The organism is Pseudomonas sp. R1-18 (assembly GCF_051132095.1).
Classification (GTDB): Bacteria; Pseudomonadota; Gammaproteobacteria; order Pseudomonadales; family Pseudomonadaceae; genus Aquipseudomonas.
Genome location: NZ_CP071658.1, coordinates 3,543,606 through 3,560,465 on the forward strand (window position 1 = coordinate 3,543,606; position 16,860 = coordinate 3,560,465).

The following is a 16,860-nucleotide window of genomic DNA, read 5'->3' on the forward strand; positions in this document are numbered from 1 at the left end:
GCCCGTAACGAACGATGGCGCGCAAGCCTCAAAAGCGCGTCGTCAGCGTCGCGGGCAAGCGCGCTCCTACGTTGCTAGCGCCCGGTTCCTCGCAACAACTTCACCTGCTCACGCACATCCACTGGCGCCGCGTTTTCTGCTGCAATGGCAGGGCCGGCGACCAGCACCACTCTTGACCAGAACCTGCGAAACAGGCCCTTGTCCGGATCGCGGCTGAAGAAGCTGCCCCACAAGCCTTGCAGTGCCATTGGAATCACCGGCACCGGGGTCTCCTCGATGATGCGTTTCATACCGCTCTTGAAACCACTGATCTCGCCGTCCAGAGTGAGCTTGCCTTCCGGGAAGATGCACACCAGCTCGCCATCGGCCAGGTATCGGGCGATACGCTCGAATGACCGGTCGTAGATAGCCTGATCTTCATTTCGCCCGGCGATGGGGATGGTCCCTGCAGTGCGGAAGATGAAGTTGAGTACCGGCAAGCGGTAGATCTTGTAGTACATGACGAAACGGATCGGCCGCCGCACCGCTCCGGCGATCAACAGCGCATCGACGAACGACACGTGGTTGCAGACCAGCAGCGCCGCGCCTTCTTCGGGAATCCGGTCGAGATTACGGTGCTCGACGCGATACATCGAATGGCTAAGCAGCCAGATCAGGAACCGCATGGTGAACTCTGGCACGATCTTGAAGATGTAGACGTTGACGGCAACGTTCATCAGCGACACAACCAGGAACAGCTCCGGTATCGACAGTTCCGCGAAGCTCAACAGCAGAATCGACACCAGCGCCGAGACGACCATGAACAGCGCATTGAGGATGTTGTTGGCGGCAATGACCCGCGACCGCTCCTTTTCCGCCGTGCGTGACTGGATGAGCGCGTATAGCGGCACGATGTAAAAACCGCCGAAAATGCCGATGCCGAGGATGTCGAGCAGCACCCACCAGCCCTCGCTGAAGGACAGCACCGCCAACCAGTCGTTGGCCTGGACATTTTGCGGAAAACCACCCGAGTGCCACCAGAGCAGCAGGCCGAACAATGTAATCCCCATGGAGCCGAACGGCACCAGGCCAATCTCGACCTTGTGCCCGGACAGCCGCTCGCAGAGCAGCGAACCCAGCGCGATGCCGATGGAGAACACGGTCAGAATCAGGGTGACGACGGTTTCGTCGCCGTACATCCACAGTTGAGCGTACGCCGGGATCTGCGTCAGGTAGATCGCACCGACGAACCAGAACCACGAATTGCCGACAATAGAGCGCGATACCGCGGGTGTCTGTCCAAGCCCCAGACGCATGGTTGCCCAGGACTCGCTGAAAATGTTCCAGTTGATCTTCAGTTCCGGCGAAGCGGCTGCGGCGCGCGGGATGCCGAAGCTGGCGACGAAGCCAAGCGAAGCGATCAGGACGATAGCGCCTGAGACGACATAGGCGTAGTAGGTCGAGGACATCATCACGCCTGCGCCAATGGTGCCGGCAAGGATCGCTAGAAAGGTGCCCATCTCTACCAGCGCGTTGCCGCCCACCAGTTCGTTTTCACGCAAGTGCTGCGGCAGAATCGAATATTTCACTGGCCCGAACAGCGCGGAGTGCGTGCCCATGGCAAACAGCGCCACCAGCATCAGCCACAGGTGATTGAACAGGAAGCCCGCCGCGCCGACCACCATGATTGCGATTTCACCGAGCTTGATCAGCCGGATCAGCGAGTCTTTCGGGTATTTTTCGCCGAACTGTCCGGCCAGCGCGGAAAACAGGAAAAACGGCAGGATAAACAGCAAGGCACAGAGGTTGACGTAAATAGACCGGTCACCCTCGATAGCCAGCTTGTAGAGGATGGCCAGAATCAGCGATTGCTTGAAGACGTTATCGTTGAACGCCCCCAGTGACTGGGTAATGAAAAACGGCAGAAAGCGACGCTTCCCGAGCAGGCGAAACTGGGATTGTTGACTCATCGTCCATGGTCCTGAATGGCTGGCGAGGCACATTGAAGACGCAAGCGAGGCGGATGTCGATAGGCAAATGGTACGCCGCAGCTCCATGGATTCCCGTGGGAGCCAGCTTGCTGGCGAGGGCGGCGGCTGCGACATACCACCACGCTCGACCTTGGTCGACAAAGACGAACGCCGGGCATCATGCGAGACTGGGCGTTATCGACAAGTTCTGGAACCACCCATGTCGCTGTCCAGCGGGCTGATCGCCGCCGTTGCCCTTGCCTATATGGCCATCATGTTTGCCATCGCCTTTTACGGCGACCGCTACAGCGCTTCGTTGCGCCCGACCTTGCGCGCCTGGGTGTACAGCCTGTCGCTGGCGGTCTACTGCACCAGCTGGACATTCTTCGGCGCCGTCGGCCAGGCCGCCGAGCAGCTCTGGTCGTTTCTGCCCATCTACCTGGGACCGATTGTGCTGATGGTGCTGGCGCCGTGGGTGCTGCAAAAAATGGTGCTGATCAGCAAGCAGGAAAACATCACTTCGATCGCCGACTTCATCGCCGCCCGCTACGGCAAGTCCCAGCCGCTGGCGGTGATGGTCGCGCTGATCTGCCTGATCGGCATGCTTCCGTACATCGCACTGCAACTGAAGGGCATCGTGCTGGGCGTCAATATCCTGATCGGCGCCGTTGCCGATTCGACCGGCACCCGCGCCCAGGACACCGCGCTGGTGGTGTCGGTCATTCTGGCGCTGTTCACCATCGTGTTCGGCGCGCGCAATCTGGATGTCACCGAGCACCACCGCGGCATGGTGCTGGCGATTGCCTTCGAGGCGCTGGTCAAATTGCTGGCTTTCATGGCGGTCGGGGTGTTCGTCACCTTCGGTCTGTACGACGGCTTCGGCGATCTGTTCAACCAGGCGATGCTTGCGCCGCGCCTGGAGGAATACTGGAAGGAGACCATCAACTGGCCTTCGATGATTGTGCAGACCGGCGTGGCGATGATGGCTATCGTTTGCCTGCCAAGGCAGTTCCACGTCACGGTGGTGGAGAACATCGAGCCTCAGGACCTGAACCTTGCCAAGTGGGTGTTTCCGATCTACCTGGCACTGGCCGCGCTGTTTGTGGTGCCCATTGCCCTGGCCGGCCAGATGCTCCTGCCCAGCAGCATGTTGCCCGACTCGTTCGTGATCAGCCTGCCGCTGGCTCATGCTCATCCGTCGCTGGCCTTGCTGGCGTTCATTGGCGGCGCATCGGCGGCTACCGGCATGGTGATCGTCGCCTGCGTGGCGCTGTCGACCATGATTTCCAACGACATGCTGCTGCCATGGCTGCTGCGGCGCAAGAACACCGAACGGCCCTTCGAGGCGTTCCGGCACTGGATGCTGTCGGTGCGGCGCGTCAGTATCGTGATGATCCTGCTGCTGGCCTACGTCAGCTACCGCATGCTGGGTTCGACCGCGAGCCTGGCGACCATCGGCCAGATCGCCTTCGCCGCCATCACACAGCTGGCGCCGGCCATGTTCGGCGCCCTGTACTGGAAGCAGGCCAATCGACGCGGCGTGTTCGCCGGCCTCGCGGCAGGCATCTTCATCTGGTTCTACACGCTGGTACTGCCTGTTGCCGCGCACGGCATGGGCTGGTCGCTGGACAACTTCCCGCTGCTGGCCTGGCTGCACAGTAACCCGTTCAACCTGCCAATCACCCCGATGACTCAAGGCGTGGTGCTGTCGATGGCCGGCAATTGCACGCTATTCGCGTGGGTGTCGATGCTGTCGCGCACGCGCGTGTCGGAGCACTGGCAGGCGGGCCGTTTCATCGGCCAGGAAACCCACAATCGTGGCATCAGCCGGCCGCTGCTGGCCGTGCAGATCGAAGATCTGCTAAGCCTTGCCGCGAGGTTCGTCGGCGAAGAGCGGGCACGACAGAGCTTCATTCGCTTTGCCTATCGCCAGGGCAAGGGCTTCAATCCCAATCAGAATGCCAACGGCGACTGGATTGCCCACACCGAACGACTGCTGGCGGGCGTGCTCGGTACTTCGTCGACCAGGGCGGTGGTCAAGGCGGCCATCGAAGGCCGCGACATGCAACTTGAAGACGTGGTGCGGATCGCCGACGAAGCGTCCGAAGTGCTGCAGTTCAATCGCGCCTTGCTGCAGGGCGCCATTGAAAACATCACGCAGGGCATCAGCGTCGTCGACCAGTCGCTACGGCTGGTAGCGTGGAATCACCGCTATCTGGAGCTGTTCAATTACCCGGACGGCCTGATCAGCGTCGGCCGCCCAATCGCCGATATCATCCGCTACAACGCGGAGCGGGGGCTGTGCGGGCCGGGCGAAGCGGAAGTGCATGTTGCGCGCCGCCTGCACTGGATGCGTCAGGGCCGCGCGCATACTTCCGAACGGTTGTTCCCCAATGGCCGGGTCATTGAGTTGATCGGCAATCCGATGCCGGGCGGCGGCTTCGTCATGAGTTTCACCGACATCACCGCGTTCCGCGCCGCCGAGCAGGCGCTCAAAGGCGTCAACGAGAGCCTTGAGCAGCGTGTCACCGAACGTACTCAGGAACTGTCGCAGCTGAACCAGGCGCTGACCGAAGCCAAGGGCACCGCCGAAGCCGCCAACGAATCCAAGACGCGATTCCTTGCCGCAGTCAGTCATGACCTGATGCAGCCGCTTAACGCAGCACGGCTGTTTTCCGCCGCGCTGTCGCATCAGGAAGAAGGCATGTCCAGCGAAGCTCAGCAACTGGTCCAGCATCTGGACAGCTCGCTGCGCTCGGCTGAAGACCTGATCAGCGACCTGCTGGATATTTCGCGGCTGGAAAACGGCAAGATCACTCCGGATCGCCAGCCCTTCCCGCTCAATGCGCTGTTCGACACCCTCGGTGCCGAGTTCAAGGCGCAAGCCCAGGAGCAAGGCCTGGATTTCCGGGTCAAGGGCAGCCCGTTGCGGGTCGACAGCGATATCAAGCTGCTGCGCCGCGTGTTGCAGAACTTTCTCACCAACGCCTTCCGCTACGCCAAAGGCCCGATCCTGCTGGGCGTGCGGCGCCGTGGCGATGAGTTGAGCCTGGAAGTGTGGGACCGTGGCCCCGGCATTCCGGAAGACAAGCGCAAGGTGATCTTCGAAGAATTCAAACGACTCGACAGTCATCAGACCCACGCCATCAAAGGCATGGGGCTGGGCCTGGCGATTGCCGACGGGTTGTGTCGCGTATTGCAGCATCCGCTTGAAGTCCGCTCCTGGCCGGGCAAGGGCAGCGTGTTCAGCGTGCGTGTGCCGCTCGCCCGCGCGCTGGCGCCGCAACCGGCTCAGCCTGCCGAAGCCAACCGCCCTTTGCTCAATGGCACGCAGGTGCTGTGCATCGACAACGAAGACAGCATCCTCATTGGCATGAACAGCCTGCTTTCGCGCTGGGGCTGTCAGGTATGGACCGCCCGCAATCGCCAGGAATGCGAGACGTTGCTCAACAACGGCATACGCCCGCAGGTGGCGCTGGTGGATTACCACCTGGACGAAGGCGAGACCGGAACCGAACTGATGGTCTGGCTGCGCAAGCGACTGGGCCAGCCGGTACCGGGTGTGCTGATCAGCGCCGATGGTCGGCCGGAACTGATCGATCAGGTCCATGCCGCAGGTCTCGACTACCTGCCCAAGCCGGTCAAACCTGCTGCGTTGCGAGCGTTGTTGAGCCGCCACGTAAGTCTTAACTGAGTCAGGCCACATGCTCATCCCGCAAGCCCTTGCGACGGTAGGGAAAGACATCAATCACCTTGCCGTCACGGATGGCGGCTTGCAGCATTTTCCAGTAATCAGCGTCGTATAACTCGCCATGCAGGCTGGCGAACAGGCGACGCTGCGCGGCATCGGCGAACAGAAACGGCGGAAACTCCTCGGGAAACACGTCCAGCGGCCCGATGGAATACCAGGGCTCGGAGGCCATTTCATCCTCCGGCGTGCGCGGTGGCGGAATGCGCCGGAAGTTGGCTTCGGTCAGGAAACATATCTCGTCGTAGTCGTAGAACACCACACGACCATGGCGGGTCACCCCGAAGTTCTTGAGCAGCATGTCGCCGGGGAAGATATTCGCCGCTGCCAGTTGCTTGATCGCCAGCCCGTAGTCGTCCAGCACCTCATGAACCTGCGCAGGGCTCGCGTGCTCCAGATACAGGTTGAGCGGGACCATTCGCCGCTCGGTCCAGCAATGCCGGATCAGCACGGTGTCATCACCTTCCAGCTGCACTGTCGATGCCGCAACCTGCAGCAACTCGGCGAGGCAGGCGGGCTCGAACTTGGTGACCGGGAACCGGAAGTCGGCGAACTCCTGGGTGTCGGCCATCCGCCCTACCCGGTCGACATTCTTCACCAGCCGGTACTTGTCGATCACCGTGGCGCGGTCGACGTTCTTGGAAGGTGAGAAACGATCCTTGATAACTTTGAACACGGTATTGAAGCCCGGCAGAGTGAACACCGTCATCACCATGCCGCGCACCCCGGGCGCCATGATGAACCGGTCATCCGTCGCGCTCAGATGGCGGATCAGCGCTCGATAGAACTCCGACTTGCCCTGCTTGTAGAAGCCGATCGAGCTGTACAGCTCGGCGATGTGCTTGCCTGGCAGAATGCGCTTGAGGAACGCGACGAGCGCAGCTGGCACCGGCACCTCGACCATGAAGTACGAGCGGGTGAAGGAGAAGATGATCGACACTTCCGCTTCGTCGGTAATCACCGCATCCACCACAATTCCATGGCCTTCGCGGTGCAGGAGCGCCAGCGCCAGCGGCCACTGCTCTTCGCCAGCCCTTACACAGCCGATCAGGTAAGCACCCTTGTTGCGATAGAACACAGAGGTGAACAACTCGACCTGCAATGCCGGATCTTTGCAGACCCAGTCAGGCAGGCCGGCCCGTAGCTGCGCTTCGAGACGGGACAGGTCCTGAGGCAGAGCCGCATAGGGAACGCTGAATCGGTAATCGTCCAGTATCCGCGCCAGCAACGCGCCCAGATCGCCTTGCGGCCGGTAAGTTCGCAGCTGCGTGGCGCGCTCTGGCGCACGCGGGGAAGCCCGGGTGGTGTGGATGAACATGCAGCCGTCGCTGATCAGGTCATGACTGAACAGGCCGCAGAAGACCGAATTGAACCAGGTTTCAGCCAGTTCGCCGTCAGGGCGCGGGTCGATCAGGCGGATGTAGGCGGCCTTGACCAGCGGCCAGCCCGCGACATCCTGCAACTGCTGCGGGGTGAATACCTCGCGCAGACGAACCAGCACCTGGTTGACCTTCTGCTCATACAGACCGATTCGAGCAGCGGAGGCGTCCTGAATCTGCTGCCAGCGGGCCTGTTCGAAGCGACCCCGGGCTCCGTCAGTGATACGCCGGAAATGGTCTCGATAATCATCGAAACCGCCAAGAATCGAATGTGCGATCTCGACGGCGGGCCAGGCTGGCGACATGGGAGCACTCTCTGCTGGGCATTCGTGATCCAAGCCTAGCAGTTGAGCGGCAGATCCTGCCCCGGCTTATCCGAACAGCCAATAGCCCAGCAAAGTCAGCACGATCACTGCCAGTACCGGACGCAATACGCGGTAGGCTTTGGGATTGCGGCGTTTGAACTGCTTGACCTTGCCGCTGAATCCGTCGCTGAAGCGCTTGCTGAACGCGTACGCCTGGTTGATTCCGCCGACGCGCTCGTCGTCCAGATTCTGCGGCGCGGTGGCCCGGCCCAGAAATGCGCTGACGCTGCGGTTGATGCGCGTCATCAGGCGGCTGGACAGCGGCCGCTCAACATCACAGAACAGGATCACCCGCGTCTGGTCGGTTTCGTTCTTGACCCAATGCACATAGGTTTCGTCGAACATCACATCCTGGCCGTCATGCCAGGCGTATTCCTGACCGTCGACGAAGATGCGGCAATCCGGGGAGTTGGGCGTCGACAGCCCCAGGTGGTAGCGCAGCGAACCGGCGAACGGATCGCGGTGCGGGTTGAGATGGCTGCCGCCCGGCAGCAGGGCGAACATTGCGCCCTTGACGCTGGGGATGCCGTTGACCAGCTCGACCGTGCGCGGGCAAAGCGTTTCGGCCGATGGCAGGGCCTTGTCATACCACTTCAAATAAAAACGCTTCCAGCCTTTCTTGAAGAACGAACCGAAGCCGGCGTCGTTGTTCTTTTCAGCGGCACGGATGTAGCCCTCGTCGAACAGACGCATGGCCTCTTCACGAATCACTTCCCAGTTGTCCTTGAGAACATCCAGCTCGGGAAATTTGCTGCGGTCCAGATAAGGCCTGGAAGGCACGCCCGAGAACAGATACATGAGCGCGTTATAGGGTGCGAACAAGGCAGAGTGGTTGACGAACTGACGCAGCAGCGGCAGACGCGCCCGACCACGCAAATGCACGTAAAGCGTGCTGCCCAGGAAAATCATCAGGATCGACGCCTTGGCAGCAAATGAGAAGGTCATGCAACTCTCCTTGGAGCGGACAACCCGTTGCTGCGGAGCACCGGCTGTCATGATCGACTACTGAATCCGCCGGGCATCCAGACTGAGACCCGGCGGTTCACGAGCGGACCATCATAAACCTTCAATGGATCGGCCTGAAGCGCTCACGCGCATCGATCGCTTACTGCTGCAGCTCCTGTTCAGTAAACAGGTCGCTGAACAGCATGCTGGAGAGGTAGCGCTCACCGGAGTCCGGCAGGATCACGACAATGGTCTTGCCCTGCATTTCCGGCTTTTCCGCCAACCGGGCCGCGGCCGCCATGGCCGCGCCGCAGGAAATCCCGCACAGAATGCCCTCTTCCTGCATAAGGCGCAGAGCCATGGCCTTGGCTTCCTCATCGGTCACGCGCTCGACGCGGTCTACGATGGACAGGTCCAGATTTTTGGGGATGAAGCCTGCGCCGATGCCCTGGATCTTGTGTGGACTGGGCTTGATCTCCTCCCCGGCAAGCGCCTGACTGATGATCGGCGAAGCATCCGGCTCGACCGCCACCGACTGGATGGGTTTGCCGGCGATATTCTTGATATAGCGTGAAACGCCGGTGATGGTGCCGCCTGTGCCGACGCCCGCGACCAACACGTCGATGGCGCCATCGGTGTCTGCCCAGATCTCCGGGCCGGTGGTCTTTTCATGGATGGCAGGGTTGGCCGGATTGTCGAACTGTGCCGGCATGAAGTAAGTGTCCGGGTCGCTGGCCAACAGTTCCTCGGCCTTGGCAATTGCGCCTTTCATGCCTTTGGCCGGCTCGGTGAGGACCAGCTCGGCGCCCAGCGCCTTGAGCACCTTGCGCCTTTCGATGCTCATCGACGCCGGCATGGTCAGCACCAGCTTGTAACCGCGGGCCGCCGCCACGAAAGCCAGGCCGATCCCGGTATTGCCCGATGTCGGCTCGACGATGGTCATGCCCGGCTTTAGCCTGCCGCTGCTTTCGGCGTCCCAGATCATGTTGGCCCCGATCCGGCACTTCACCGAGTAACCGGGATTGCGCCCCTCGATCTTGGCCAGGATGGTAACGCCGCGCGGCGCAATCCGGTTGATCTGCACCAGCGGCGTATTGCCGATGGAATGGGCGTTATCAGCGTAAATACGGCTCATGATCGTGTCCTTGTCCACATCGGTTAAAAGGCAGAGCCTATGCCTGCGGCTCTCGTGCGTCCAGTCGCACCGAACGGAACGGCGTGGGTGCAGTCAATCGCTCATCAGAACCGGAGGCATACGCCATGAAACGTCGCTACAGCTGGCCACTCTGGACCGTGGTCACACTTGTCGTGCTATTGATCGCCGCCCACATCGCGTTGCCCTATGTAGTGCGCAACTACCTCAATGAGAAGCTCGCGGACATGGGCGACTACCGCGGCCAGGTGACCGATGTGGACCTTGCCTTGTGGCGCGGCGCCTATCGCATCAAAGGTCTGAACATCGTCAAGGTGGACGGCAAGGTGCCGGTGCCTTTCATCAAAGCTCCGGTCATCGAACTGTCCGTCAGCTGGCACTCGCTGTGGTACGACCACGCGGTCGTTGCCGAGGCCGTGTTTCTCGAACCTGAAGTGAATTTCGTCGACGGCGGAGAAGACAAACAGGCTTCCCAGACCGGTAAGGGTACAGACTGGCGCGATCAGGTAGACAAGTTGCTGCCCATGACCCTCAACGAAGCGCGGATCAGCAACGGACGCATTACCTTCAGCAACTTCAACTCCAAACCCAAGGTGAAGATCGAGGCGGATCGGGTCAACGCCAGCCTTTACAACCTGACCAACGTGGTCGACGTCGAAGGCAAGCGCGACGCACGTTTCGAGGGCAAGGCACGTCTGCTGGGCCATGCCGGTCTGGAAACCAGCGCGACCTTCGACCCGCTCAGCGATTTCCAGGACTTCGACTTCAACCTGCGCGCAACCGGTATCCAGCTACGTCGCCTCAATGACTTTTCCTCGGCCTATGGCAAGTTCGACTTCAATGCCGGCAGCGGCGATCTGGTGATTGAAGCCAAGGCCGACAACGGTCGGCTGAGCGGTTACATCAAACCGTTGCTGCGCAACGTCGATGTTTTCAACTGGGGTCAGGACGTGGAGAACAAGAACAAGGGCTTTTTCCGCTCGATCTGGGAGGCCGTTGTCGACGGCGCCGAAACCGTCCTCAAGAACCAGCCGAAGAACCAGTTCGCTACCCGCGTCGACCTCAGCGGCAGCGTCAAGCAACAAGACATCAGCGGTTTGCAGGCCTTTTTTCAGATTCTGCGTAACGCATTCGTTCAGGCGTTCAATACCCGCTATGAAGGCAGTGAGGATTCCTGAGGAAGCGTGCAGCTCTATGCGGGAACGAAGCATCAGGCCGGCGCTGCCTGAGTTGTGCCGGCACCGACCTGTGGGAGCCAGCTCGCTGGCGATCCGGCGCGTAGCGGCGGCAACTGCTTGACCGGATGTCTCAGCCTGACGCGACGGCGCCTGTCGTCGGACCGCCGTTTACAATGCCAGCTGACCCGCCAGGCCGTTCGGTTTTACTGCCGCTACGCGCCAGTTCGTCGGATTGCCGCCCACACCAAGCTGGCTCCTACAGAAGATTGAGCTGCGCCCCAAAAGTTGGACAGTTGGCACCCACAGAGTGTGCTTGCGAACAGCGCCAACTCCGGCCTGCGGCTGCATAAGGATCCGACGCACGCTATAGTCGCTCCATTGTTCGCCACCACCTGAACGCAGCAGGCCACGTCCCTGCGCGTCCCGCGAGAGGATTCATCGATGAAGTTCGAAGGTACCCACGCATACGTCGCCACCGACGATCTCAAGCTGGCAGTCAACGCTGCAATCACGCTGGAGCGTCCGCTGCTCGTCAAGGGCGAGCCGGGTACTGGCAAGACGATGCTGGCTGAACAGCTGGCCGAATCCTTCGGCGCGCGCCTGATTACCTGGCACATCAAGTCCACCACCAAGGCCCATCAGGGCCTGTACGAATACGATGCCGTCAGCCGCCTGCGAGACTCCCAGCTGGGCGTGGACAAAGTCCATGACGTGCGCAACTACCTGAAGAAGGGCAAGCTCTGGGAAGCGTTCGAGTCCGAGGAGCGGGTCATTCTGCTGATCGACGAGATCGACAAGGCGGACATCGAGTTCCCCAACGACCTGCTGCAGGAACTCGACAAAATGGAGTTCTACGTTTACGAGACGAATGAAACGATCAAGGCCAGGCATCGCCCGATCATCATCATTACGTCCAATAACGAAAAGGAGCTGCCGGACGCGTTCCTGCGCCGCTGCTTCTTCCACTACATCGCGTTCCCGGACCGCACCACGCTGCAGAAGATCGTCGATGTGCATTACCCGAACATCAAGAAGGATCTGGTCAGCGAAGCGCTGGACGTATTCTTCGACGTGCGCAAGGTGCCGGGCCTCAAGAAGAAACCTTCGACCTCGGAACTGGTGGACTGGCTCAAGCTGCTGATGGCCGACGAAATCGGCGAAGCGGTATTGCGCGAGCGCGACCCGACCAAAGCCATCCCGCCGCTGGCCGGGGCGCTGGTCAAGAACGAACAGGACGTCCAGCTGCTCGAACGCCTGGCGTTCATGAGCCGTCGCAACCGCTGACCGCCTCTTCCACTCTGCTACGTAAAAGGGCGACGGCCATGCTGCTCAACCTCTTCAACGAAATGCGCGCGGCCAAGGTCCCGGTGTCCCTGCGCGAGCTGCTGGACCTGATCGACGCGCTCAAGCATCGGGTGATCTTCGCCGACATCGACGAATTCTACTTTCTGGCGCGCACTATTCTGGTCAAGGATGAACGCCACTTCGACAAGTTCGACCGGGCGTTCGGCGCGTACTTCAACGGCCTGGAAAAACTCGATGACCATCTACAGGCGTTGATTCCCGAAGACTGGCTGCGCAAGGAATTCGAGCGCTCGCTGACCGACGAGGAACGTGCGCAGATCCAGTCGCTGGGCGGTCTCGACAAGCTGATCGAAGCCTTCAAGAAGCGCCTGGAGGAACAGAAAGAGCGCCACGCCGGAGGCAACAAGTGGATCGGCACCGGTGGCACCAGCCCGTTCGGCTCGGGCGGTTACAACCCGGAAGGGATCAGGGTCGGCGACGCGGGCGAGCGCAAGGGCAAGGCGGTCAAGGTCTGGGACCAGCGCGAGTACAAGAACCTCGACGATCAGGTCGAGCTCGGCACTCGCAATATCAAGGTCGCGCTGCGCCGCTTGCGCAAATTCGCCCGCCAGGGCGCCGCCGATGAACTGGACATCAATGGCACCATCGACCATACCGCGCGGGACGCAGGACTGCTCAACATCCAGATGCGCCCGGAACGCCGCAACACCATCAAGCTGTTACTGCTGTTCGACATCGGCGGTTCGATGGACGCTCATGTGAAGGTCTGCGAAGAACTGTTCTCTGCCTGCCGCACCGAGTTCAAGCACATGGAGTACTTCTACTTCCATAACTTCATTTATGAAGCCGTCTGGAAGAACAACCTGCGTCGCGGCTCGGAACGCACCTCCACCGTCGATCTGCTGCACAAGTACGGCGCGGATTACAAAGTGATCTTCATCGGCGACGCCGCCATGGCTCCCTATGAAATCACCCAGCCCGGCGGCAGCGTCGAACACTGGAACGAGGAAGCGGGCTACGTCTGGATGCAGCGCTTCAAGGCCAAGTTCAAGAAGGTCATCTGGATCAACCCTTACCCGAAAGACACCTGGGCTTACACCACCTCCACCCACATCGTGCGGGACCTGATCGAAGACCAGATGTACCCCCTGACCCTGCGTGGGCTTGAAGAGGGTATGAGGTATCTGGCGAAGTAAGGATTACCCGCCTGCATAGCATGTACTTCATTAAAAGCCGTCTGCGGACGGCTTGTTTATTTTAAGTACCGAATTGAAAGGTCGCTCGCCCCTACAAATCTCGTTAAGTCTTGTTTGCCCGTTGTTCTGGAATTCGGCAGATTAATCACGACTTTCGTTCAATCCGAAACAGCAGAAACCCTCCAGTCAGAACTTTAAAGTCTGTAACCCGGTAGTAACCATCTTTCTCACAAACTTTACAACAGCAATAAACCGTCATCGACCCGCCGCCTGAAATACGGCGGTCCAGCCTGCTGTATCAGCGCCGCGCCGGTCATCGCCGCTGTCAGACATCCCGACCGGCAACCGTTTCCACTATTAATCACCGCCTAATCTGAGCCTGGGGCACCCGGTACTTCCCTTACGTTGTAAGACTAACTTCCCTTCGGCCTTGCAACGGTCGGAGTATATTAGTGGGCCTGATAAATGAGCACGCTCGGTATCATGCAGCCTTATTTTTTTCCATATCTTGGATACTTCCAGCTTATTGACTCGGTCAAGGACGGCATTATCTTTGACACAGTTAGATACAAGCGCAAAAGCTGGATGAACCGTAACCGAATACTCAATGCCAACGGTGGTTGGCAATACATCAATGTGCCGGTCAAGACGAGCGAAGGGACGCTGATAAAAGATGCGCTGGTGATCGACCCTCCTGCCGCGCAGCGGCAGATTTGCGGTCAGCTGCTGCACTACAAGAGCAAGGCGCCGTTTTACAGAGAAGTCATGCATCTGGTCGACAGTGTGTTCAGCTCGGTACACGACCCGGCCATCGGGGAACTCAATACCCGGTCGCTGAGTGTGGTCTGCGATTATCTGGACCTGAATTTCAACTGGGCAACTTGCTCTCGGATGCAGCTGGACTTGCCACCCATTCAGCATGCCGGGCAATGGGCGCTGGAAATAAGCAGTCGATTGGGCGCCAGCCGTTATGTCAATCTTCCGGGCGGGCGGGACATCTTTGTCGCCAATGAATGGGAAGAGCGAGGCATAGAGCTGCGGTTCCTCGCTCCGTCCTCGTTCGTCTATTCCACGGCGCCCTACAACTTTGAGGAAAACCTGTCGATTCTGGATGTGCTGATGTGGAACCCACCCCAGGCCGTCAAAGGTTACATCCGCAGCAATACCCAGGTCGTGCCCTGATTCAAAGGTATGCGGTCACTGAAACGACCGGGCGTGCGCAAGATGCTGCCGATGCGCGACGCCCTGTGTCACCGGTTTGAGGCGTATCACGCTGCCCGGCAGCTGTTGCGCGAGACGCGCGAGCGACAGCGGAGTCAGTGCGCCGACGCGCGGGTAGCCGCCGATGGTCTGCCGGTCGTTCAGCAGGACGATGGGCTGGCCGTCGGGCGGTACCTGGATCGCACCCAGCGGTATTCCTTCGGAGATCATCGGCTTGCCCTGATAAATCAGCTCCGGCCCCAGCAGGCGCGCGCCCATGCGGTCGGCGCGGCTATCTAGCGTCCAGTCCCGGTTGAACAGATCGAACAGGCTTTGCCCACTGAACTGGCCGATCTGCGCACCCAGCACTACGTCCAGCGCGCGCTCGTCATTGAAATCGGGTATCTGCTCTGCCGAAAGGGTGCCGAGCTGCATAGTCGATCCCGCATAGCGCAGTTGATCCCCCTGAACCAGCGCCTTGCCCAGGCCGTCCAGCCCGCCGAGTTCCTCGCGCCCGACCGTGGCGCAACTGCCCAGCACGTCGGGCGCATCGAACCCGCCTGGAGCCGCCAGATAGGCGCGCACACCGAGCGCCGGCCGGTCGAAACTCAGGCGCTGGCCCTTGCGGACAAAAAAACTGCGCCACGGCGCGACTGGCCGATCATCCAGCATGGCACCAAGGTCCGCGCCGGCCAGCGCCAGGCAGCAGTCTTGCTCGGCCACCACGGCGAAACCGCCCAGCGTGACTTCAACCACCGCAGCGTCCAGCGCATTACCCAGCAGGTGATTGGCCCATGACATCGACACCCAGTCCACGGCACCGCCCTGGGTGACGCCCAGGTGGCGAACGCCGAAGCGACCGCCATCCTGCAGCAGGCACAGCGGCGTGCTTTTCTCGACTCGTAGAACACTCATGCCGGAACCTCCAATGGCGTGTCATCACCGCCAAGGCGGATGAACTCGGCGTGGTCGACAGCGGCGAAGCGCACTGTGTCTCCAGGCTGGAGCAGGCTGTACCCGTCGCGCTGACGGTCAAAGAGCGCGCTGGGGGTACGGCCGATCAGATTCCAGCCGCCGGGCGACACCACCGGATAGGCGGCGGTCTGACGCTCGGCGATGCCCACGCTGCCCGCCGCCACTCGCTTGCGCGGTGTACTGAGGCGCGGCGCGGCAAGCGCTTCCTCGACCAGCCCCATGAAGGCGAAGCCCGGCGCGAACCCCAGTGCGAACACCTGATACTCACGGGCGCTGTGGCGCTCGATCACTTCATTGACGGACAGGCCGCTGCGATGCGCGAGCAGATTCAGTTCAGGCCCGACACTCAAGTCATACCAGACGGGCAGCACATGGCTGCGACCCTTTTCCCGGGCGTCCGGCGTCAGATCGCGCAACGCTTCGCGGATCAGATTCGCGGCTTGTTCAGGCGCCAGGGCCAGTAGGTCGTACTGCACCATCAGCGTGGTGTAGGACGGCACCAGATCGATCAGCTGTGCAGCGAACGCCGTGCGCAGACGCGCGCTGGCGGCCAGCATCCATGGCATGTTGGCTTCGTCGATGCCGTCGAACAGGCGCACCATCAGGCAATCGATGGCCACCACCTCGATGCGCAGGTTCATGACGCGCAGGTCTCGCCCAACGCCTGACGAATCCGCTGCACCGCAGCCACCGAGCTGGCGTTGTCGCCATGGACGCAGAGGGTATGCGGCGTCAGGTATAGCTCGCTGCCATCGCTGGCCTGCAGCGCCTGGCCACGGGCGAACTTCAGGGCCTGCGCGATGATCATTTCAGGATCATGATGGACGGCGCCAGGCAGCTGACGCGGCATCAGGCGGCCCTCGCCGTCGTAACCACGATCGGCGAAAGCCTCGAACCACAGCGGTACGCCGAATTCATCGGCAATCGCTTGTGCCGCGCTGTTGTCGCGCATGGCCAGCAGCATCAGTGGCAGCTGGTCTTCGTAACGGGCAACGGCTTCGATCACCGCTCGCAACTGCGCGGGGTTGGCCATCATGTCGTTGTACATGGCCCCGTGGGGTTTGACGTAACGCACGCGGCCGCCCTGGGCGCGACAGATTCCGTCGAGCGCGCCGATCTGGTAATGCAGCAGGTCCTGGATTTCCTGGGCGCTGTACGTCATCGATCGACGCCCGAACCCGGCCAGATCCTGATAGGCCGGGTGCGCTCCGATCATCACGTCGTGGGCAAGCGCCAGCGTCACCGTCCTGCGCATCACGCCCGGGTCACCGGCATGGAAGCCGCAGGCGATATTGGCGCAGTCGATAAAGGGCATGACTTCGGCATCCAGGCCCATGGTCCAGGCGCCGAAACTTTCACCTATATCGCAATTGAGTAACAGGCTGTCCATCGGTATCTCCCGAGTGCTTGGAAACAGAGGATGACAGAGTCAGGGTGCGACGCTCATCCCCAAAGGCAACGCTGCTG

The 16,860-nt window shown here is 60.8% G+C and carries 12 protein-coding genes; 5 read left to right on the forward strand and 7 right to left on the reverse strand.

Annotated features, from left to right (window positions below):
• Positions 1-74: 74 nt before the first annotated feature.
• Positions 75-1,949, reverse strand: coding sequence for an MFS transporter (locus tag J3P77_RS16170; protein ID WP_434677599.1), 1,875 nt, complete (start codon positions 1,947-1,949; stop codon positions 75-77).
• Positions 1,950-2,169: 220 nt separating this feature from the next.
• Here J3P77_RS16170 and J3P77_RS16175 point away from each other — a divergent pair, with 220 nt between their 5' ends.
• Entirely contained in the window at positions 2,170-5,643 is a 3,474-nt protein-coding gene (locus J3P77_RS16175) for a hybrid sensor histidine kinase/response regulator (protein ID WP_434677600.1), read from the forward strand.
• 1 nt (position 5,644) lies between these two features.
• Here J3P77_RS16175 and aceK read toward each other — a convergent pair whose 3' ends face one another.
• The 3 genes from aceK to cysK form a co-directional block, all read right to left on the reverse strand.
• Entirely contained in the window at positions 5,645-7,381 is a 1,737-nt protein-coding gene (gene aceK, locus J3P77_RS16180; RefSeq protein ID WP_434677601.1) for a bifunctional isocitrate dehydrogenase kinase/phosphatase, read from the reverse strand.
• A gap of 66 nt (positions 7,382-7,447) precedes the next feature.
• Positions 7,448-8,386 (reverse strand): aspartyl/asparaginyl beta-hydroxylase domain-containing protein, encoded by a 939-nt coding sequence (locus tag J3P77_RS16185; protein WP_434677602.1) that lies wholly within the window; start codon positions 8,384-8,386, stop codon positions 7,448-7,450.
• A 160-nt stretch (positions 8,387-8,546) separates the two neighbouring features.
• The gene (gene cysK / locus J3P77_RS16190; protein ID WP_434677603.1) at positions 8,547-9,521 is read right to left on the reverse strand and encodes a cysteine synthase A; all 975 of its coding nucleotides are present in this window, start codon (positions 9,519-9,521) and stop codon (positions 8,547-8,549) included.
• A gap of 125 nt (positions 9,522-9,646) precedes the next feature.
• On the opposite strand from cysK, the gene J3P77_RS16195 reads away from it, so the two are divergent.
• The 4 genes from J3P77_RS16195 to J3P77_RS16210 all read left to right on the forward strand — a co-directional run bounded on the left by J3P77_RS16195 (position 9,647) and on the right by J3P77_RS16210 (position 14,400).
• On the forward strand, positions 9,647-10,717 hold the full coding sequence (locus tag J3P77_RS16195) for a DUF748 domain-containing protein (RefSeq protein ID WP_434677604.1): 1,071 nt from the start codon (positions 9,647-9,649) through the stop codon (positions 10,715-10,717).
• Between the two features lie 441 nt (positions 10,718-11,158).
• Positions 11,159-12,001 (forward strand): AAA family ATPase, encoded by an 843-nt coding sequence (locus J3P77_RS16200; protein ID WP_434677605.1) that lies wholly within the window; start codon positions 11,159-11,161, stop codon positions 11,999-12,001.
• A 38-nt stretch (positions 12,002-12,039) separates the two neighbouring features.
• Positions 12,040-13,218 carry a vWA domain-containing protein gene (locus J3P77_RS16205; protein ID WP_434677606.1) on the forward strand — a complete coding sequence of 393 codons (1,179 nt, stop codon included), beginning with the start codon at positions 12,040-12,042 and terminating at the stop codon, positions 13,216-13,218.
• A gap of 465 nt (positions 13,219-13,683) precedes the next feature.
• Positions 13,684-14,400, forward strand: a complete 717-nt coding sequence (locus J3P77_RS16210) for a WbqC family protein (RefSeq protein ID WP_434677607.1) — start codon at positions 13,684-13,686, stop codon at positions 14,398-14,400.
• Between the two features lie 15 nt (positions 14,401-14,415).
• Here the strand turns inward: J3P77_RS16210 and J3P77_RS16215 are convergent, their stop codons facing one another.
• From J3P77_RS16215 to J3P77_RS16225, 3 genes are read right to left on the reverse strand one after another with little or no spacing between them, the layout of a single operon-like run.
• Entirely contained in the window at positions 14,416-15,333 is a 918-nt protein-coding gene (locus tag J3P77_RS16215; protein WP_434677608.1) for a biotin-dependent carboxyltransferase family protein, read from the reverse strand.
• Positions 15,330-16,034, reverse strand: coding sequence for a 5-oxoprolinase subunit PxpB (gene pxpB / locus J3P77_RS16220; protein ID WP_434677609.1), 705 nt, complete (start codon positions 16,032-16,034; stop codon positions 15,330-15,332). Before pxpB ends, J3P77_RS16215 begins: the two co-directional genes overlap by 4 nt.
• Positions 16,031-16,783 carry a 5-oxoprolinase subunit PxpA gene (locus J3P77_RS16225; protein ID WP_434677610.1) on the reverse strand — a complete coding sequence of 251 codons (753 nt, stop codon included), beginning with the start codon at positions 16,781-16,783 and terminating at the stop codon, positions 16,031-16,033. The genes pxpB and J3P77_RS16225 overlap by 4 nt, the downstream gene beginning before the upstream one ends.
• Positions 16,784-16,860 lie beyond the last annotated feature (77 nt).